Raw genomic sequence first — 19,693 nt, 5'->3', positions numbered from 1 at the left:
TAACGAAGCGAATATAATCTCCTTCCATGCTATTAAGTTATAAGCAACGTTCGTACAAGTTCAGCAGAAAAAGCTTGTCTGCACAGGCTATGCACATATATCGACTGATGGCTAGATTTCATCAATCAAAGAGTGACAATAATGACACCATTTGTTAAAAATCAGTATAAGGCTTCAACTCTGAGGTATCCCCACAAATCGGTCCTAACAGGGTTCCATGCCACGCCCCTTTTACATTTTCACTGAACCACATTAGCGAACGTTGCCATTGACTGTAAATAAACCGTATTCAGGCATGATTGCGTAAAGTAACGTCAAACAATAGATGATGTTGGCCTATCAAGCTGAGGAAATCCAAATCAAGGCATATCATTTATTAAAGATATTAGACAAACAGACGAAATAGTAAGTACTGATGCAACAATGTAATACGGCTTTGTTATATATTGAACATGCTTTGAAGATAGGGCTACTCTAATGGATAGAAAAACACTAAACACACACGCAATGAAGGTTCTATTACTGAATAATATAAGCAATTGTTAATTACCTACACGAGCTTTCCATACTTAGCAATTTAGAGTCAACTACTGCAGCTATGCTATATACCTATGTAACAATGAACAGAATTCACTCCCAAACTCTAGTAAGTTATTTGTGAGTACTCATTTTGACAATGGATTTATTTATACAGTGATAGATCTGAAATATTGAACGGATATATTACATTTTAGAAACAAGAAAATAGAAGCAATACCATATAACATCATGTGATAAATGTTTAAAAACGAACAACACTTAGAGTAAATTAATATGCCTGGTATATATGGTTATACTAAAAATGAGCCCGATGAAAACTTAATACCGTTAATGACTTCTTCTCTTAGAGAAATAACACAGCTAACTACGGGAATTGTAATAAGCGACGAACACCTGCAAATGTCACAGGTACATCTAATTAAACCAAACAAAAAAAAATCCCATCGCGCAGACATATTCATCTCAATTGAAGGTGAGAAGTATAATTATACCAAGGAAGATTTCGAAGAATTACTGGTTAAATCCTATTTAAATGGGCAGCTCAAAAACACGCTTGCTGAAATTGATGGAATATTTAATGCGGTCATATATGACAGTGTAGAAAAAAAGATTCATATAATAAGTGATAGGTATGGCATGAAGTTCCTATACTACTCACTTGATAATAGCAGGTTCTCCTGGTCGCCAGAAGTAAAAGGCTTATTAGCTTTACCATTTATAAGTAAATCAATTGACCCCAAGGCAGTAGAGTCTTTTATTGAACTTGGTTATGTATTAGAAGATCGCTCACTATTCACTAATGTAAAGCTCCTCAACCCCGCAACTATAATGACATTCGATCTCAAATCAAAAAAATTAAAACAAGAGTATTACTGGAAATGGTCAGCAATCAAGACGCAATCTATTACATTTAAACAGGCTACAGAGAAACTGGGTTGGTTATTTTTAGATGCAATTAAAAAACGTTTTGACCCAAGCAAAAAAATGGGAATAGCATTAAGCGGAGGATTGGATAGTCGTGCCATCGTAGCAGCTGTGACTCGACTCTATCCGGATTATAAAGGAACATTATTTACTTTTGGTATAGACGGCTGTGATGATATAGAAATAGCTAAAATGGTCGCGAATAAAACGAACTGGAATCATAAAATATACCATTTCACTGCTCAAAATTGGTTTGAGCCGAGATTTGATTCCATATGGCGAACCGACGGCATGCTAAGTATGCAGCATATGCACGGTTCAGAGTTTTTAGATGACATATCAATAGATATTGAAATCAACCTAAATGGGTATGCAGGCGATGTTGTATGCGGCGGCGGATGGTTCAAATCATTACCATTAGATACAAAAGCAAATATATATAACATGCAAAATTTCTATAAAGGCCAAACACAGCAACTATCTTTTGATACTGAGTTCTACGACATAAATAAAAGTGAACCTCACCTTCTCATGAATAGAGTCAGACGCTTTACAAATATGGGAACGGTCAATAGTTTAGATAAAATAGAACAGAGAAAACCTTTTTTCGATAATGGCCTGATGGAATTTGTTTTATCTCTTCCCGACGAATATAGAAAAGATCATAAGTTATATAGCACTATGCTGCTGAAGTTTTTTCCTGAATTTTTCAATGATATACCTTGGCAAAAGACTCGAAAAACCATTTCAGGGAAAGAGTCTAATAACTTGAAAAAAGACAATATCATTCGTGGTTATATTAATTATGCAAGAGAAATAAGAGATGAATCTGTACTAGCCAGAATTAATGAGTTATTGCATGTAAATGGCTCAAAGTATAGTCATTTTGTTGATATTGACGTTATTGAGAAGTATTTAACACCGCACTTATCCTCTACAAAATACAATTACACTACAGAAATTTTTATATTTCTAACATTGGAATATTATTTACGTAGAGTTTCAAACTTTTCTTAATTTGCATATCGACCAATGACTATATCTCATTGTCAAAATATTACAATAACTATGCAGTTTGTTAAAAATCAACATAAAGCTCCGGCACACTTTTATTAAAAAGGTAAAAAAATGCTTAAGGTATATTTATATGGTGCTTCCAAAAAGGGATTTGATAACTTATTTCCGTTAAGCCTAAATTTCCAAGTTTTAGGATTTATCGATAGCAATAAGGATAAGCGCAATAGCGAATTTTCTGGATTACCCGTTTATCATTACACCGATCTCAAGTCGTTAGAATTCGACAAAATAATTATTACATCAAGCTATGCAAATGAAATAGAAAGTATTTTAGATAAAATAAATATTCATGAATATATTAATGTTGACGATCTTAACCAGGTCAAAAAAATCCAAGAAAAAATAAAAACACAACATCAACTATATAAGAGAGAAAATTTAAATAAAATCCCTAAAGTCCCTTTAAATTCTAATTTAATCAAAAATACAAGGCTATTGACAAATAGGCGAGAGCTGTTAAATGAATTACCCAAGAATGGTGTTGTGGCTGAGTTGGGTGTCGCGAATGGCGACTTTACACAGGAAATTTTAGAATATTCCACCCCCGAAAAATTACATTTAGTCGATATTTGGGGTTCTTCCCGATATGGAGAAAATTTATTTAAAAATGTTAATGATAAGTTCTTAAAAGAAATAAATAGTAATACGGTCGAGATCCATCGAAAATTATCAATAGAGGCGGTAAATCAATTCCCAGATCAATATTTTGATTGGGTATATATAGATACCGATCATTCATATACAACTACCATTAAAGAGTTAGAGCTATATCAGTATAAAATTAAATCAGGTGGCTTTTTGACTGGTCACGATTATACGCAAGGAAACTGGGAAGCTGATTATAAATATGGAGTGATTGAGGCAGTTCATGAATTTTGTAGTAAACATAACTTCCAATTACGTTACCTGACAATGGATATTGCAGAAGCCCAAAGCTTTGCCATTCAGAAGTTGTAAATATGAAATATCTGCACATTATGATTTCAGAAAAGTTTATGCCGCCCTATATAGACTTTATTAATAAACATTTTAATATTAATGAACACCAATTTTTTTATATTACGAGTGAAAAATATGATTTTGGGTTAACACCATCTCACGGGGTAAAATTTTGTCACACAACACAAGACTTCGATGAGTTACTGGCACCACTATATCAAGCAGACAAAATATTTTTACATGGACTCTGGCGCGATAAAATCAATCAACTCCTATTAAAACATTCTGATTTATTAAAAAAAACCTATTGGATATTGTGGGGTGGGGATTTTTATTCCCCCGAATTAAAAAACCAAGCCCATCATGAAGTGATTAAAAATGTCGGCCATTACATTTCCCTTGTGGAAGGTGACGTTGCATTTATCAAAAAATGGTATAAAGCACAAGGTGAACAAGTTCGTTGTTTTGCCTATACCAGTAATCTGTATAAAGCATATCCACTTCGAGTCAGTAAGCGTAAAAAAAAGAATGTTTTAGTGGGTAATTCAGCTGCACTAAATAACAATCATATTCAGATTTTAGACAGGCTGATAGAGCATCGTTCAAACTTGGGTAAAATTATAGTTCCTTTGTCATATGCTAATCTCAGCGTTAAAGGCTATGCAGAACATGTGGTAGAACATGGTAAATCATTATTTGGTGAACGATTTGTTCCCTTGATGAACTTTTTATCCTTTGATGAATATTTAACGTATCTACAGGAAATCGATATTGCAATTTTTGATCATAATAGACAACAAGGCGTAGGGACATTGATTACACTTCTCAGTCTTGGTGTAAAGGTATTCATGCGCCCATCTATCAGCATGTGGGATACTTTTACCAGCCAAAATTTAAAAGTTTTTGATATTAACCAGTTATCTATCGAATCTATGACAGAAGCCGATATAATGCATAATATCGAGAGTCTGAACCAACATTACTCCGAAGATACTCTAGTAGCACAGTGGAAAACGATTTTGAATTAATTCTAGATATTGTTATGCCAATGATAACCACACCATGCATTATTTATCCTAAATGGAAATGAACTATAAATATTCATAACACCATAATTCAATGCAGAAACAACGGTAGTTATACTTTTACAACAATTAGTCTGAGCTAACAAAAAAGCTTCCTGCCATAACATTAGTGCCAGCATAGAATATTGGCTAGAAACACCCGTTAAAATCCATTCAACATGATCAGAATGTTTTAATTCTGCATGAAAGCCTATGGGAGCACCTTTATATTTGGCCAAATAAAAGCTATAGGGTTCTTTAAGTAGAAGGTCAATCCAGCGCCCGGTTCTTGCCCTGGAAAATGATTGGATAATCCGTGGATCTTCCAATAATCGACCAAACTTGAAATCTTCGTACGCCATTTTTTTTGCAAAATCTAATTCCGATTCCGAGTAATCTGTGCACAACTCTATCCCGGTAGGCATTCTCCAGTTGACCGCTTGCCGTAACGGCTGATTAAACTTAAGTTCATAACTAATATCAATAAATCGAAATCCGAGCTTTTCCAATACAACCCTTCTTTCAAGGCAATAATCTGTTCTGACTTGAGCAAACACGACCCCTGACATATTCAAATCAAGCAATGTGGATTCAAGTTGAGCTGATAATACTTCTGAATTCTGTTCATCAAAAAACAGTTCGACTGTTTTTCCTCCCAAAACAGGATCGTTCCATGGTGTAGCTTTAATTGTCACCATTACCAAGCCTTAGAAATTTGATAGTGATACATTCCACTATTTTTAATCACCAAATACAGCCCAAGCGCAATGAGGTTGGAGTTCACTTCTCTTTAACCTTAAATTATTCAGTCCCATCACCTCATCAACAGCTCTGGTTTCTCCCGGGAAAAAAGAACAATTCAATTCATCAAAAACCAAAATACTCCCCTTCGTTAACCTTGGAATTATTTTGCTAAGAACATCTTTGGTAGGCTGATACAAATCCATATCAAAGATAGCCATGGAGATAATGGCATGCGGATTATCGTCCAACCATGTATCAATGGTCTTAGAAGCATCTCCCTTTATCAAACTGTGCTTTTTGATTTGAGGTAATGGAGCAAAACTCTCGTGCAAACTAAGGATTTCTTCAAGCTTAATCTCAAAACCTAAAGCAGATGCATAATCTCCTAAACTTGCGTGTTTCCCATCACGATCATCTACTGCAATAAAACCTTCAAAAGTATCAAATCCATATACCACTCGGCTATGATTAAAAGGCTCATATATGCTTCTCAGGTTTGTCAAAACAGATAATGACGCACCCCACTGAACTCCAAATTCACAAACAACACCTGGGACATCAATAATTTTTTTATATAAGTCAGAAAAATACAAAACCCTTGCTAAAGAATCAACAGTAAGAGAATTCAAATTATGACGCCTCCAACCATCTCCATACTCATGAATCAATTCAGAACTTAACTCCTTCAATCTTTTACTATTAATTGTTCTTGGTCCCGAATCATTAGTAATCTCTCCGCTTTTTTTAGTTGGGTCACTCATTAAGACACCTTATTTACTTTAATAAAACCACGAGTCAAGCCAAAACAAGCAAGCTTGTTCCATTAGATTTGGCCTAGGAATAATATACACTACAGCAATTTTAAATATTACTTCGACTATTAGCTATTGACCGCCGAAACACAATCATGAAGGTTCATTTGAAAATATTGATTAATACATTGAGTAATGAATGCTATTTGTTCGTTTTTCAGTCCAAAATACAAAGGTAAGCGCATTATTCGTTGCGACTCTTTATTAGTGATAGCAAGGTTGAAAGGATTGTGTCCCACCTTTTTTCCCATTGGAGAACTGTGCAATGGAACATAATGAAATACACTTATAATCCCTTTAGCTTTAAGATAATCAATAAGCTTGGCGCGGCTTTCAATATCCTTTACACGGATATGAAATATATGTCCATTATGCTGGCACGTTGAGGGTATTGATGGGAGCTGTAAATGGCCTAATAATTCTAATTTCGACAAGCTTTCAAAATAGTTATTCCAGCAAGCCATTCTAGCATCCTGAATTTGCTGCAAATTTAATAGTTGGGCGTATAAATAAGCAGCGCTAAGCTCACCTAACAAATAACTACTGCCAATATCTACCCATGTATATTTATCTACTTTCCCTTCAGCAAACTGACGCCGATTGGTACCTTTTTCACGCAATATTTCCGCTCTATCTAGTAATGTAGGATCGTTAATTACCAACATTCCACCTTCACCACCCGCGGTTATATTCTTGGTTTCATGAAAGCTAAACGTGGCAAGATGACCATATACCCCAACAGGCCGGTTTTTATAACGGCTATCAATACACTGGGCAGCATCTTCTACCACTTTAATGCCATATTTATTGGCGATATTCATAATGTCATGCATATCGCAACTGACACCGGCATAATGCACAGGAACAATGGCTTTAGTTTTGGAAGTAACTAATTTTTCTAGTTGCCCTGCATCAATATTTAATGTCGTAGGATCAACTTCAGCAAAGATAATTTTTGCACCACGTAATACAAAAGCATTGGCTGAACTTACAAATGTGTATGATGGAACAATGACTTCATCGCCATCTTGTATATCCAGTAAAATAGCCGCCATTTCCAACGCATGCGTACAAGATGTTACCAATAATGCACGTTTACAAGACAAATGCCGCTCAAACCACGATTCACAAAGTTTGGTATATTTATTATTACCCGACATAGCAGAAGCGTTGATTGCATCCATAACAAACTGATCTTCATGCCCGGTTCTGGCTGGCATATTAAAAGGAATCATACTTTGTCACCTTGTATCTGTATTGGATTTGGTATCATTTAAAATAAATTATCAGAGCAGATTAGACGGCTACACCATTAAATTAAAACTGCTTTATTTACTTTATGGTACAAAAAATCGGAAGCTATTATCCTTTTATCGACCAACCTAATATTTACTTTACAATGTACCGCTTGACGACAACTGCGATATTGAAGCATAAATAGCTGAATATCCAGATTATCCTTAGTTTGGGTGAGATAGGGTAAGATGATTACTAAAAATTAATTATTTTATTCAATAAATTCCCGTCTTTCTTTTCCAAATCGTTTTTCATTGAGATGTGATGATTATCGGTAACAAATACGATAGCCTGCACTGAACTTAGACAACGCTCCTCTATGTTATCAATAGATCGAAGAGGGATCCCACAATATGACTGCTGTTTTGATTGTGTCTTTTTATCAATAATAGCAATCACATCAATATTTTGTGGAACCTTCTTAAGTATTTCACTGGTATAACTGTTCAGTCCCCATAAGATAATATTGCAAATATTGTAACGATGGCAATATTGAAATAAAGCATCTATTCGCTGTGATAAATAATATTTGCTTATTAGCTGTTTTTTTATGAAGGATATTATTGATGGCTTAATCAACAATGCGTACCAAAAAAGTCGATATGAGGCGAGCGAAAGCAGCTTTTCCGCATTTATTGCCTTCGTCACAACCACTTTTTGCATATAACAGGCAAGTGATTCTGGTTCAAAAAATACTTTGTATGCGATTAAGAACTGTAATGAAAATCTCCAATCCAGATTCATTACCACACTATCTTCACTATCCAAATGCCGCAACGTTAAAGTCTGTTCAATAAAAACAAAATTATCACACTCAGCCCCAACTCTTATGGCAAAATCCCAATCTTGATGACCTTTTAGTTTTTCATTAAACCTGATAGTTTTAGCCAGGTGCGATGAAACACATATCGTACTGGACTGGATTCCTCCACCATGATTTTTCACAAAAGAATAATGTGCAACAGATTCACCAGACTGCTTAGCTTGAATTGGATAAGGTTGTCCCCTATTTCCATCCTTCACATTAGCATATTGATGATGAACTAAAATGCTGCTCTTTTTATGAGCATTAGCATCAATCATCTTTTTAACTTCGGTTAATTTGGAATCTAACCACTCATCATCGGAATCAAGAAAACAAATATAATCTCCCGTCGCAGCCTCAATACCTGTATTTCTAGCAGCAGCACCATTTAAATTATGCGGGTGGACTAATAATTGAATACGAGAATCGCTAAATTGCTGCACAATAGCGGAAATCTGTGCAGCATAGGCCGAAGAAGAACCATCATCCACTACCAATATTTCAAAGTCTTGCACTTGCTGTGCAAACACTGAACTTATCGCTCGATACAACGTTTCTGAACGATTAAAAACCGGAATAATGACTGAAAAATGCATATTTACTTTATAGCGACAGCAACAGTAAAGAAACCATCATCACCTGACTCCACAACACCAGAAACAACGTCCCGTTGTGTAAATAGCTCTACTTCCTGAAAACCGGCAGATTTTAACAAATTTGTTAGTTCATCATTTGAATAATGCTTAATATGATAAGGGAATTTTTCCTGCGAAAAGGGCAATGTATCTTGATTCGGGGTAGAGCAAATTAGCTGGCCTCCTGGTTTAAGCCACTGATGAAAAGACTTGATCAACTCCTGATCAAAAGGTACATGTTCTATGGTTTCAAATGAAATAATGGCATCGTAAACTTCATCCTTAAAATCCAATAATCTGGCATCTTGACAAAGAAATTCAGTATTCTGATTACAATAATACTGAAGTGCATAATTAATGGCGCCCTCATCAATATCAACTCCGGTTACTTTTGCCTTCGTCGCATTACTGAGCATTAGAGTTCCATAACCAATACCACAAGCGCAATCGAGTATTTTTTGCGGCGTCGATGGTGCAACTACTTCGCATGCAAAATGATATCTGTTTTTATGATCGCCTCGAATTTTTGCATAATCAGTGGCAATTTGTCTCTCACCGATATTCATCGATTTGATTGCTGTCGCGGTTAGAACACCATGTCCATCTGACGCGATATTAATATCAACAAACCCCACTCGCTCAAGTAAAAAGCGTAGGCGTTTTGCGTTATATGCGGCCTTATTCACATCTGGGTAATTAGTAGAATAATTGGCAAACTTTGGATTACCCGCCTTTTGCTCACCAAACAACGCGGTAAAAGAAGTTCTAGCCGGCGATGATTCATCGCTTAACGTCGCTTCATTCCAATCTGCATCTATCCACATTTGAGCAAAATAGTTACTATCAGGTACACTAATGGTCAACTGACCACCTACTTTTAATACTTTAAACCAATCAATTAAAGTTGCATCAGCTTCCATAGTGGTCAGCAGCGTTAAACCCTGCATACATTCAATGTTAGCAAGCGCCTTGTAAGCTTTACTCAACTTCCATGCAGTGCAACTATCATTAAGCCCATCGTTTCCGCTGAAAAAAACTTTACCTTGGCTAATTTTATCAATCGTTAAACTATGCATAAGAACCTTTTTTGTTTTTATCTTATTTTGAGTATTAATCAAATGGTTTCACCTTACATACCCCTCAATAGAATAGCCATGCACAAAATAGAGTCACACAACAATTGGCCTGATAGCTTTGTATCGGCCTATTTTGTGTTAATTAAACACTTATTTACATGACAGTCTTTTAGTCTTCACTGTAAAGTACATGAATATGCTGAGTATAAGGCTGAAGTTGAGGGATAATCTCTTCTGCATATTTAAACGCTGTAATAATCACTTCATCTTCCGTTGTAAGATCATGGGGCTGCAAAATATTGATGTTCACGTCAATTGCAGTTGAAAGCGACTCGTCAATGATGCCTTTAACATTTTTACCGAGAAAAGGAGCAATCAATTTACCTACGGTACCATACCCATACAACACATATTGTTTGTCTTTATCAAGCTCATTAAGGAATTGATATATTTGTGTAATCCCCTTATATACAATCTGTTTTTTGGGTTTCACACGGGCATTCAATACTTCACTGATAAAAGGTTCATAAGCGTACGCTGCATTAAATCTTGCCCTTAAAAAATTATCGCAGTGCAGATAGCTCACTCCCGCAATAGGGTTATCACACTTTAATAATGCAGCCCAAAAATCGCTACTGAAGAAGGCATCCTGAACAGTAATAAATCCTTGAACAAACAAGTTACGAAATAAGTAATGCACTTGTTTACCAAAATAGACCGCTTCACTCAAAACCGACGATGAAAGGGCAATAACCGCGCTAATCTCTGGGCATGCCAACAACTTATACACATTTCCTTGTCGTAAATAAACTAGATTAGATATGGATGACAAACTTTGTCGAATAAGTGAAAAATCATGGTCCGACATGAAAGGATGCTTAAGTAAATAGAGCATTGAATACTGCTTAGCAAGTGTCTGTATTTCATCCAGATAATCCTGCAAGGTAATAAACTTATCGCCTTTCATAACCGCTTTATCCTGCAACATTTGGCCAATTAATAAAGCGCTATTCGGTGATAATTTCATCTCTGTTGGTAAAAATTGCTGACAATGTTCGGACAACTTTCTCGCTTGTTGATAAAACACCTGCTCATCAATATTAAATAGCGATAATTTTTGCTGCACTTCAGGGTTGGATGCGCGTAGGGTAAACATGTTGTCGGCACAAAAGCGAATAGGTGAAAACCAAATATCAATAACGTCTATATTCAATTGCTGAAAAAGCTTGAAACTTTCATCGCTTAACTCATAACAAATAACAATATCAAAATGCTGAATATGTTCGAGCAATAAACGACTCTCAACGCTGTTTTTATCAACCCCGGTTACTGTCCGCAGATAGCCACTGTGACTGTCCTCACAGATAGTGTCAAAAGGAAAATATTGCTCTCTGTTAGTTTCTAAAACCACATCAAAACCCAATCGTTCCAAAATGGTTTGAACAAAGTCAAAACGCGATACCATCTGACGACCCATAGATGGCTTTACTGTAAGCAGATCGTAGCTTATCAATACTTTTCTAGTCACTTGTCACGACCTTGAGATTGAATAATTTGTTGATAATAGTCAGTATATCTTTTGAGCATCTGCTCTTGATTAAAATAGGTTAAGGCCGACTGACGAGCGTTTTTACTCCAATTTTTATATTCCTCGTTTTTGGTCAATTGTTTAATCTTCAAGATGAGAGCATCGGTGTCATATTTTTCCACTAAATAGCCGTTATAATTCTGTTGAATCATTTCCGGGATCCCCCCCGTATTAAAGCCTATCACCGGCACACCCGCTGCCAATGATTCCAACACAACCAAAGGAAAGTTATCGGCCAAACTACAATTTAGAAAAATATCGGCCGCATTGTAATAACGGTTTAAGTCTGCATTACTGTCTAAATGCCCTGCATAAACATGTTTGAATTCAGCAAAAGGATTCGTTTGATGCTTGTGTATGCGACCAATAACTAAAATAGTTGGATTTAGGTGCCGAACACCATTAATAACCTTTTTAGCATATTCAAGTCCTTTAAATTGATCATACAAAGATTTAGCCACAAATAAGATGGTAAAATCATGCTCACCCAAGCCTAACTGACGCTTTGATTCTGCTTTCTCTAAAGGATAAAATTGGGTCGTATCAACGCTATTATTAATCACATGAATTGGATTTATCACCACTCCACTAGCAAGCGCTTTGGCTGCTAACCATTTGGAGGGAGAAACTAAGTTTATCGGTTTTTTATGTAGCCATTTTTTAACTTTTAAATAATAAGAGGCTAAATCAAAGCGTCCTTTAAGTGGCCATAAACCATGTTGAGGACAATGATGGCATCCGCTGTGATAGTGATCACATCCTTTAGGCTGAATACATCCACCTGTAAAAGATGAGCAATCGTGCATTGTCCATACTACGGGAGCGTGTGTGGTTAACAGCCCAAGTGTCACTGGCGAGACGGCAGTAGTAATATCGTGAAAATGAATTAAATCAAATTGGTGACGTTTTATTTCTTCACGTAAATGCCAGTATTCCCACGGGATAATCTCTTGCAAACCCAGTTTTTTAAGTTTGTAAAAAGACTTTTTGGCGAGCTTCTCATACTTACCATACACAGATGTTGATTGCTGGCTATAACCAGCTTCCAAATCACGACGATAATGGTGGACGATATGGCCGGAGTTATTCAATAGCTCAGTCAATTGTTGCGCAACCTTACTGGCACCGCCTCCTTTGGCTGTCGCTTTTGATACTACGGCTATTTTCATTTCAAACTGCACTTCTTTTTACTAATATGAATTATGGGACTGAATAGCTAGATTAATGTCTAGAGCTCATCCAAACTACAGTAGTTAATTAGAAACCGTCATAATTTCAAATGGATAAGCTATTTCCAAGTTTCGTGCGCTAACAGTAATATTATCGACAATTTCATCAATAAAAGCGTTAGAACAAACAACTACACGGGGTATTCCGGAATTTAGCGCATCATTAATAGTTAGCACTTTTTCCCCATTCACCTGTAATGAATCATTAAATTCTGCTTTTCTATCAATCAAACAGTTGATTTTATAATTATGCTGCTCAAAAAGTGGTTTCATTGTTTCATAAAACATCCCTACACCATAAATAGCAAACTCATCCCAACCTTTATCATTAATTTTATCGATTAAGGTTAAAGCATGACTAAAATTATCGTTGTTAATACCCAATTCATTAAATAAGTAATGTTTGTCTAGTGTGCTCACAACCGCCTGAGGCCAATTTATCCGTCGATACCCCCAACGACGCTTCTGATTAAACTTAGACAACATTTCTACAATGCCTAGTTTTTTCACTTCTGCTATTTGCTTATCACACACTATTGGAAATAGCGTATCTGCACCAAAGTTATCTTGATGATAAATTGACTGGAATAACGAACTTTCAGCACCTGTAGGCTGTTTAATATAACGAGCCAATATGCTAATGCAGTCATCATCACTAATTTTCGATAATTGAAACTTAACTTGGTATTCGATGAACTTGAGAACTCCCGCCAGAAAGTTATCACATATAGCTTTGTTTTCAGGAATGGATCTGCCTACAACAGGTAAGACAACGCCATTATCATCTTGCCGGTAACTTAATGTAGATCCTTCATCCCCTAGCATTAAGGCTTCTATGCACTCCGGTGAACGCCCCAAGGTATTTCTGATTTGCCAACGATTGTTAGTCGCACCAATAAAGCTACTGTATACCGTTTTTTGTAAGTAGCGATAAATTCTTCCAGCCGAATAAAATAACAAATTTTGTTTGGCCGATTGTACAAAAATACTCTCCATCGCGCCTTGTGCTGTACCTCCACAACCAAAATCGACGGTAACACATTCCCTAAAATTACAGTCCACCATTTGATGAAAATATTGATGAATCATTTTCTTCTGCTGACGAATATAACTTTCCAACTCCCCCTGTTTTTTTCTGGCCTCAGACGTTAAACAACGTAAAACAGTAGTTTCATTCAGATAGATACCCTGACTATCCTTTAGATCATAGTCATAATATTTTTCGTAGCGCTCAGGATCTTGGATTTTGAAATCTCTCACAAAATTAACGACTGTATATCCTCTGGTTTGAACCCAAATTTCAACTAATTTATCAAACCAATCCTGTCGTTCTAAATCAACGGAAGGCCAGAATGCTGCTCTACGTGAAATATAAAATTTTATAACTTGAATATTTTCAATACCACGATGTTTAAGTTTGGCGGTTAACAGTGGTTGTAATAAATGCCCTTCACGCATCAAACATAAAATAACCCTGCTATTAGCAGCTATGGTTTTATCAATAATCCAATCGGCAAAATTCGAAAATAATGGCCCCCAAACAAACGCACCCAGTTCATGAGCGATTCTATGCTCTCCCGCTTCTTTATCGCTAAAATCGCTGGCTGCCAACATTCTAGCTGCCATGGCTGAGTTGCTTACTGCATAAAACTCACTTTCCGCTTTGCCAATCATTTTATTATCGAGCAATATCCCAAAGTGAATGGCCTGTATTCCCAAGCGTCTCGGCGAATCAAAATCCGAAATTTTATTATCACCCACATGCAACCAGTCGCTATATTCAATCTCGCATGATTGTTTGACATAAGGGAATATTTTGCCGCTGGATTTGGTTAATCGAATTTGTGAAGAAACGAATAAAGGAATTGTTGTTAAATCAGGAAAGTCATTAAAAAAGGTTTCCCTTATCTGCGTTACCGACAAATACATATCGGAAATAAAACACACAGATATGCCTTGGGCGCTAATTTCGCTTAGCAGTTGTGCTAATTCCGGCAGGATAAAACTGGATTGTTGCTCAGCGGCCAATTCACACGCTAGCAAAACATTGGATTGCTCCTTAGAAAAAGGCATTTCGGCATATATTTCTTCAAGGGTAATATCTTCACTCTGTGTTTTTTCTCTGGCGGCTTTTTCCGCATGCACTCTTAATTCTTGATATTCTTTTTGTTCTATGGGTAAAGAGATGTGTTGAATCGCCAAACTATAGGATATTGAAAAAATATCTTGAGGTCGGTTAACTTTCCTAAAAATAAGTGTATCGAACAGATCCAATGACAACAGTTTGATACCATTACTATCAATAGAGGAACGAATTCTGTCGGTTATGTGCATGCTATTCCTATCTGTTGTTTACTCAACCAATGTACTCATTGCCCACTCTGTTATCGGCAACAACCATGATTAGTCAAATTTTCACAATCGTTGAAAATATTAACTATGAAGTAACTCAATCGCTTCATCATAAATAACTGCGGAGCTATGACCAATATTTCGTTGCTCATATAATCGTTCCGTCAACGTAGCTCTATCCTGTTTAAACTCGTCTCGCTGTAATGAAGTCAAAATAGCTTGTTGTAAACTCGGCATATCGGTCGGTTTAAGCCCCGGTGTATAGGCGTCAAAATCCAGCATGAAATCGCCTTGCCGTTTCACATAATCATCCTTGTCGTAAATGAAAAACAAGATGGGCTTATCCAGCAACAAGTAATCAAAGTAAATCGACGAATAATCTGTAATTAACATCGATGACATAGCTAACAGGGGATAAATATCATTAATACTGGGATAAAAAACCACATTCTGTTGATACCCGGAAGTAAATTGATAGTCATCAGTTTCCATCGTGTCGAAAAATGATTCGGGCCTAATAAAAGGATGCATTTTCATTAAAATAATCAAATCATGCTGCTTAGCAAAAAGATTCAATTGCTCCAAGTTGATTGGATTATTTTCAAAGGAATCACCTCGCCAAGTTGGCATGTAGATAATCAACTTTTTATTCGAATTTTGTATCCACTGATAAATATCATGCTCCACCATCGCCAGACTTTTTTCATCGGTTCGCTGTTGAATCAATATGTCGTTTCGAGGATAACCGGAATGAGTCACTTTTTTATAATCAAACACCTTTGAAAAGGCATATTCAGTGACAAAGTCGGAGGTAGAAATCATCAAATCATATTTAGCGATATTGTAGTTGGCCAAGTGACCTATTTTTTTAAGCGGAATACCATGCCAAATCTGAATAGTCTTTGAACCTAGAATGGCGTAACGCAGATCTTTAGTTAATGGTGTATGGTCGAGTATTTTTAGTTTGGCGCGCAAACTGTAATAAATAAACTGTAAGGATTTAATCGGAATGACCTTAAATCCCACCTTGCGCAATTGCTCAATCTGCTGTTGATTATCCGTTGCTATCGCAGCACGAACATTAGGTTGAGCAGAGAAGTACAGATAAAGCTCTTTAATATTTAAATCAATAAAGCCCTGGCACAGAAAAAGTGCCCGATCATCACGTTGCAAAGCTTTTTGTACATAGCGCTGCAAGAATAAATGTATGCGCGGTAACGCATCATCTTTAGTTTTTTGCCACCAAAGCTTAAGTGCCGAAATACGGCTAAATACACCACTATAAATCACCAATTGCAGTTTGGATTTAGCAATTCCGGATTGATGCAACCCTTTAAAAATTTCCAGTCCATAGTTAGGTGAAATGATTAAGACGTTGTCAAACTGTTCAGTAACCAGCTGATCCGGGTGAATAATATCCTCACCTTGTTTGCTTTTATCCACAAATCCTAACACCGTCACATCAGAATGCTGAACAAGATGCCGTTTCAGTTTTTCCGACATCGGCGTAAAAGGAGTAATATAAACAGCTTGCCCGGCTTTAAGATCCAGCTTGTCTTTAACTAATGACATAGTATTTCCATCAACATATACGGTTTGACAGGGGTTTTATTCCAGCGCCTTGACAATATTCAGCACCCCATCCAAACCCTGTTTAATTTGCCTAATGGCTTCCGGATCAATCTGGGACAACGAACGTTTTAACTGCGTAGTTGAGATAGTGGGTGTCCGTTCTAAATACACGACTTCACATGGCAAGTGATCAAATTTTCCTTGCCAGTCATTACCAATGCCAAAAATATCTACTTGATAAGCTTTCACATCCTGCTCTTTTTGCTGCCAATTATGTTCCGGGATCACCTTATCCACACAGGCTAATGCCCCAACTAATCTGGCTCGCTCCTCGTAGGAAAACAGGCTATGTTTGCCTTTGACTTGATTAAACTCATCCGTCGAGACGGCCACAATCAGTTCATCACCCATAGCGGCTAACCGTTCCAATAGGTTCAGATGGCCAATATGCATTAAATCAAATGTTCCGTAGGTGATTACTGTTGTCATAACAAAGCCCTATCGTTTATATGCCACGCTTACAATTTAACCAATTAAAACAAAGTGGTATTTTGCAAATCACTTAAATTCCAGTCTTTCTTGGGAGTGCGCCAGTCACCATAATGACGCGCTAAATAGTCTTCCACCTGAGCGGGAATTGCCAATTGTTGCCCAGCAAATATGACCTTTTCAGTATATTCAAAATGCAGTGCCGGCATTCGAAAACCACGTGAGGACAAACAATAATCCATCCATTGCCCGTCGATATATTTAATAAAAAAATCCATCATCGGCAATTTACTATCTGGTTGATTTGAAGATAATTTCATTGCCCGTATCGCACCTTTGGGGACGGCACCAAACACTTTAATGTTTGTTTGTTCAGTGCATTGCCAGCTTTCACCGGTCAGTGTTGCCAATTGTTGAAGCAACGGTTGCATACTTTGCCTAGTTTGCTCTAAATCTTCTGCATGAATGGCAATATCCAAATCATCATCCCACGGGATTAATGCGTTATCCCTGATAATCCCCAATAAAGTCCCTGCATCTACATAATAACGAACAGACGTGCGCTGCAGGTGCGCACAAACCAGATGCAAAATGTTGATTGCTATCTGACTCACCTCGGGATCGTCCTGAAAGTGACTGAATTTAATTAATCTCGCTGGTAACGTTTGAATAGTGGCGTTCAATGATAGCTGTTGTAATTGATTTTCTATCGATTCAGCATACTCACTGGCAATCAGAATATAGTCCGTGGCTATCCGAGGGAGTTCATTAGGCGCCACTGTCATCACACCAGCTAAACGTTGACCTTGCTTATTCACATCATTATCGCAAAAGCCAATCACTGCATATTCATCCTTAAGGTGATGATAGGCAGCCAATCCCGCCTGACTGGCTCCAAAAATCACCGCCTTAGGACGTTGACTTTCGTTCATTTTATTATCCACTGATGACATGCAGATGTTATCTACCGCTGACTAAACAGATTATGATTACTATCAATCATTACTTATAATCCAACAACGAAAACACGCGACATAAGTCAATACCATCCCAGATAGGCTGAAACTCCAGTGCTTTTCCCTGGGTAATAATTCGTTTGTATTGAGCCATTGGTAATCGGTCCAGCTGCTTTTGCAAATCGGCTACCGATATTCCAAAACAGCTCACTGTTTGCAATTTATCGGCAAAGGGTAATTTATCTAAAGAAGCAAGCTGGTTAACCAGCAACAAACCGTGACCGGAATGCCAATCAAACAAGTCTGCTTCTATTTTATCTAACTCTAAAATTGTCAGTCCCTGACAAGGGTGCTGATGAATCAGTTGACTATCACCTAACATCAATAAACGTTGCTGATTAAGGTATTGTTCCACTTGATCAGCCATTTCAAACCGCTGTTTTCGCTGCACCAATTGAGTTTGCAGTTGCTGATAAAATTGCTGTTGCAGTGGCTTGGCCGTTTGCCACCAAAACAATGCTTTAGGGGAAGAACAGGCTTGTTGAGCAAAAGGCAACATATCGCTTAGTAAGCGATCTACAACGAGACCAATCTGTTCTTCACTATCGAGTTGCATGATGGCCAGTGAAAACCGATCCGGAAAACAACATTGCTGTGTATCAGGTTCAATACCACTAATCGCTTGAATCGCTTGGTCTCCACCCCAGATCACTCGTAGGTCACACCAACGACTTAAGCTCGCTGTTGCGACTCTGTTTTGTGCGTCATATTCCACTATCGCCAACAAATAACGTAATACAGAATCAGTATGCGTTTGCAAAAATGATTGCAACAGGCTAACTAATTGACGAGTAATATCACCGCTGCGGGTACTTAGTCGCACTATATTTCGGTTCCCTGCCAATAGAGATAACACGGTAGAATAAAAAAACACCGTATCCACATTGGCGGGGGCAATATGCAATATATTACCGGCTTTCGAATCACTCTTTACCAATGCAGATGCATCCTGACGTATTGGCTCAAGATTAGTGGCCCGACACCAAAAACCTAAAGCCGTTATTTCCGGCATATCACGGGCTTGGGGGTGATTAAGAATAAATTGTGCTAACTGATTTACTTCTGCCAGCAACCTCTTGGACCAGGGAGAAAAAGGTTGAGTAGTCTGACAGAATTCAGGATACACCAGTGGCCAACTTAATGGCTCTAATGAACTTAACTCATCAGGCAAAGGTATCACTACAGCCTCTCACTTCAGCTTTAGGTACTCGTCCATGCACTTTGAAATATTTACCCTTTCTGCCACAGACACAATCATCTTCGCCTAAAATTTCCCCTAAATCTTCAGTTAACAGACAATGTCCCGGATAGCTTCGCGCCAACACCGAATTCACCTGAATTAAACCCACTTGATGAGGCTCGCATAGGCTCATATCGCCCGGATTACGAATTAGAACATCTGACCAAACCGGGCAATGTAAATGCCCCTGTTCACATTCCATATAAATTGTGCCGGTTTGCTCCACCATACCGTAATAATCATGCACTGAAACATTGCCCAGCTGTTGTTTTACCGACTGTTTAAAATCACTATT

15 protein-coding genes and 1 pseudogene are annotated in these 19,693 nt (G+C 37.3%); 3 read left to right on the top strand and 13 right to left on the bottom strand.

Features of this window, described 5'->3' with window-relative positions; translation table 11 throughout:
- Positions 1–813 precede the first annotated feature (813 nt).
- The 3 genes from ACTD55_RS13850 (at position 814) to ACTD55_RS13840 (ending at position 4,508) form a co-directional block, all read left to right on the top strand.
- Positions 814–2,481, top strand: a complete 1,668-nt coding sequence (locus tag ACTD55_RS13850; RefSeq protein WP_438864928.1) for an asparagine synthase-related protein — start codon at positions 814–816, stop codon at positions 2,479–2,481.
- Between the two features lie 111 nt (positions 2,482–2,592).
- Positions 2,593–3,498 carry a class I SAM-dependent methyltransferase gene (locus tag ACTD55_RS13845; protein ID WP_438864927.1) on the top strand — a complete coding sequence of 302 codons (906 nt, stop codon included), beginning with the start codon at positions 2,593–2,595 and terminating at the stop codon, positions 3,496–3,498.
- Positions 3,499–3,500: 2 nt separating this feature from the next.
- A complete protein-coding gene (locus tag ACTD55_RS13840) occupies positions 3,501–4,508 on the top strand; it encodes a TDP-N-acetylfucosamine:lipid II N-acetylfucosaminyltransferase (RefSeq protein ID WP_438864926.1) in 1,008 nt (335 codons plus the stop codon).
- Positions 4,509–4,510: 2 nt separating this feature from the next.
- Here the strand turns inward: ACTD55_RS13840 and ACTD55_RS13835 are convergent, their stop codons facing one another.
- From ACTD55_RS13835 to ACTD55_RS13775, 13 genes and pseudogenes are all read right to left on the bottom strand, one after another.
- Positions 4,511–5,242 carry a hypothetical protein gene (locus ACTD55_RS13835; protein WP_438864925.1) on the bottom strand — a complete coding sequence of 244 codons (732 nt, stop codon included), beginning with the start codon at positions 5,240–5,242 and terminating at the stop codon, positions 4,511–4,513.
- Between the two features lie 42 nt (positions 5,243–5,284).
- Positions 5,285–6,049 (bottom strand): TylF/MycF/NovP-related O-methyltransferase, encoded by a 765-nt coding sequence (locus tag ACTD55_RS13830; protein WP_438864924.1) that lies wholly within the window; start codon positions 6,047–6,049, stop codon positions 5,285–5,287.
- 119 nt (positions 6,050–6,168) lie between these two features.
- Positions 6,169–7,335: a dTDP-4-amino-4,6-dideoxygalactose transaminase gene (gene rffA / locus ACTD55_RS13825; protein ID WP_438864923.1), complete on the bottom strand. Its 1,167-nt coding sequence runs from the start codon at positions 7,333–7,335 to the stop codon at positions 6,169–6,171.
- Between the two features lie 256 nt (positions 7,336–7,591).
- A complete protein-coding gene (locus ACTD55_RS13820; protein ID WP_438864922.1) occupies positions 7,592–8,797 on the bottom strand; it encodes a glycosyltransferase family 2 protein in 1,206 nt (401 codons plus the stop codon).
- Positions 8,798–8,799: 2 nt separating this feature from the next.
- Positions 8,800–9,954, bottom strand: a complete 1,155-nt coding sequence (locus ACTD55_RS13815; RefSeq protein ID WP_438864921.1) for a methyltransferase domain-containing protein — start codon at positions 9,952–9,954, stop codon at positions 8,800–8,802.
- Positions 9,955–10,081: 127 nt separating this feature from the next.
- A complete protein-coding gene (locus ACTD55_RS13810; RefSeq protein WP_438864920.1) occupies positions 10,082–11,440 on the bottom strand; it encodes a hypothetical protein in 1,359 nt (452 codons plus the stop codon).
- On the bottom strand, positions 11,437–12,669 hold the full coding sequence (locus ACTD55_RS13805) for a glycosyltransferase (RefSeq protein ID WP_438864919.1): 1,233 nt from the start codon (positions 12,667–12,669) through the stop codon (positions 11,437–11,439). The genes ACTD55_RS13810 and ACTD55_RS13805 overlap by 4 nt, the downstream gene beginning before the upstream one ends.
- An 84-nt stretch (positions 12,670–12,753) precedes the next feature.
- Positions 12,754–15,063, bottom strand: a complete 2,310-nt coding sequence (locus ACTD55_RS13800) for an HAD family hydrolase (RefSeq protein WP_438864918.1) — start codon at positions 15,061–15,063, stop codon at positions 12,754–12,756.
- 99 nt (positions 15,064–15,162) lie between these two features.
- Positions 15,163–16,653: a CDP-glycerol glycerophosphotransferase family protein gene (locus ACTD55_RS13795; RefSeq protein ID WP_438864917.1), complete on the bottom strand. Its 1,491-nt coding sequence runs from the start codon at positions 16,651–16,653 to the stop codon at positions 15,163–15,165.
- Between the two features lie 36 nt (positions 16,654–16,689).
- On the bottom strand, positions 16,690–17,142 hold the full coding sequence (locus tag ACTD55_RS13790; protein ID WP_438864916.1) for an adenylyltransferase/cytidyltransferase family protein: 453 nt from the start codon (positions 17,140–17,142) through the stop codon (positions 16,690–16,692).
- A gap of 44 nt (positions 17,143–17,186) precedes the next feature.
- Positions 17,187–18,074 (bottom strand): LicD family protein, encoded by an 888-nt coding sequence (locus ACTD55_RS13785; RefSeq protein ID WP_438864915.1) that lies wholly within the window; start codon positions 18,072–18,074, stop codon positions 17,187–17,189.
- Positions 18,075–18,144: 70 nt separating this feature from the next.
- Complete coding sequence (locus ACTD55_RS13780) at positions 18,145–19,329, bottom strand: acyl-CoA reductase (RefSeq protein ID WP_438864914.1); 1,185 nt, start codon at positions 19,327–19,329, stop codon at positions 18,145–18,147.
- Positions 19,322–19,693: pseudogene (locus ACTD55_RS13775) on the bottom strand (acyl-protein synthetase); the annotation flags it as partial. The gene ACTD55_RS13780 and the pseudogene ACTD55_RS13775, both read right to left, overlap by 8 nt.

This window comes from Neptunicella sp. (assembly GCF_048268085.1).
Taxonomy (GTDB): Bacteria; Pseudomonadota; Gammaproteobacteria; order Enterobacterales; family Alteromonadaceae; genus Neptunicella.
The sequence above is the reverse complement of the archived record's forward strand: the minus strand, read 5'-3'. Positions and strand labels throughout refer to the sequence as shown.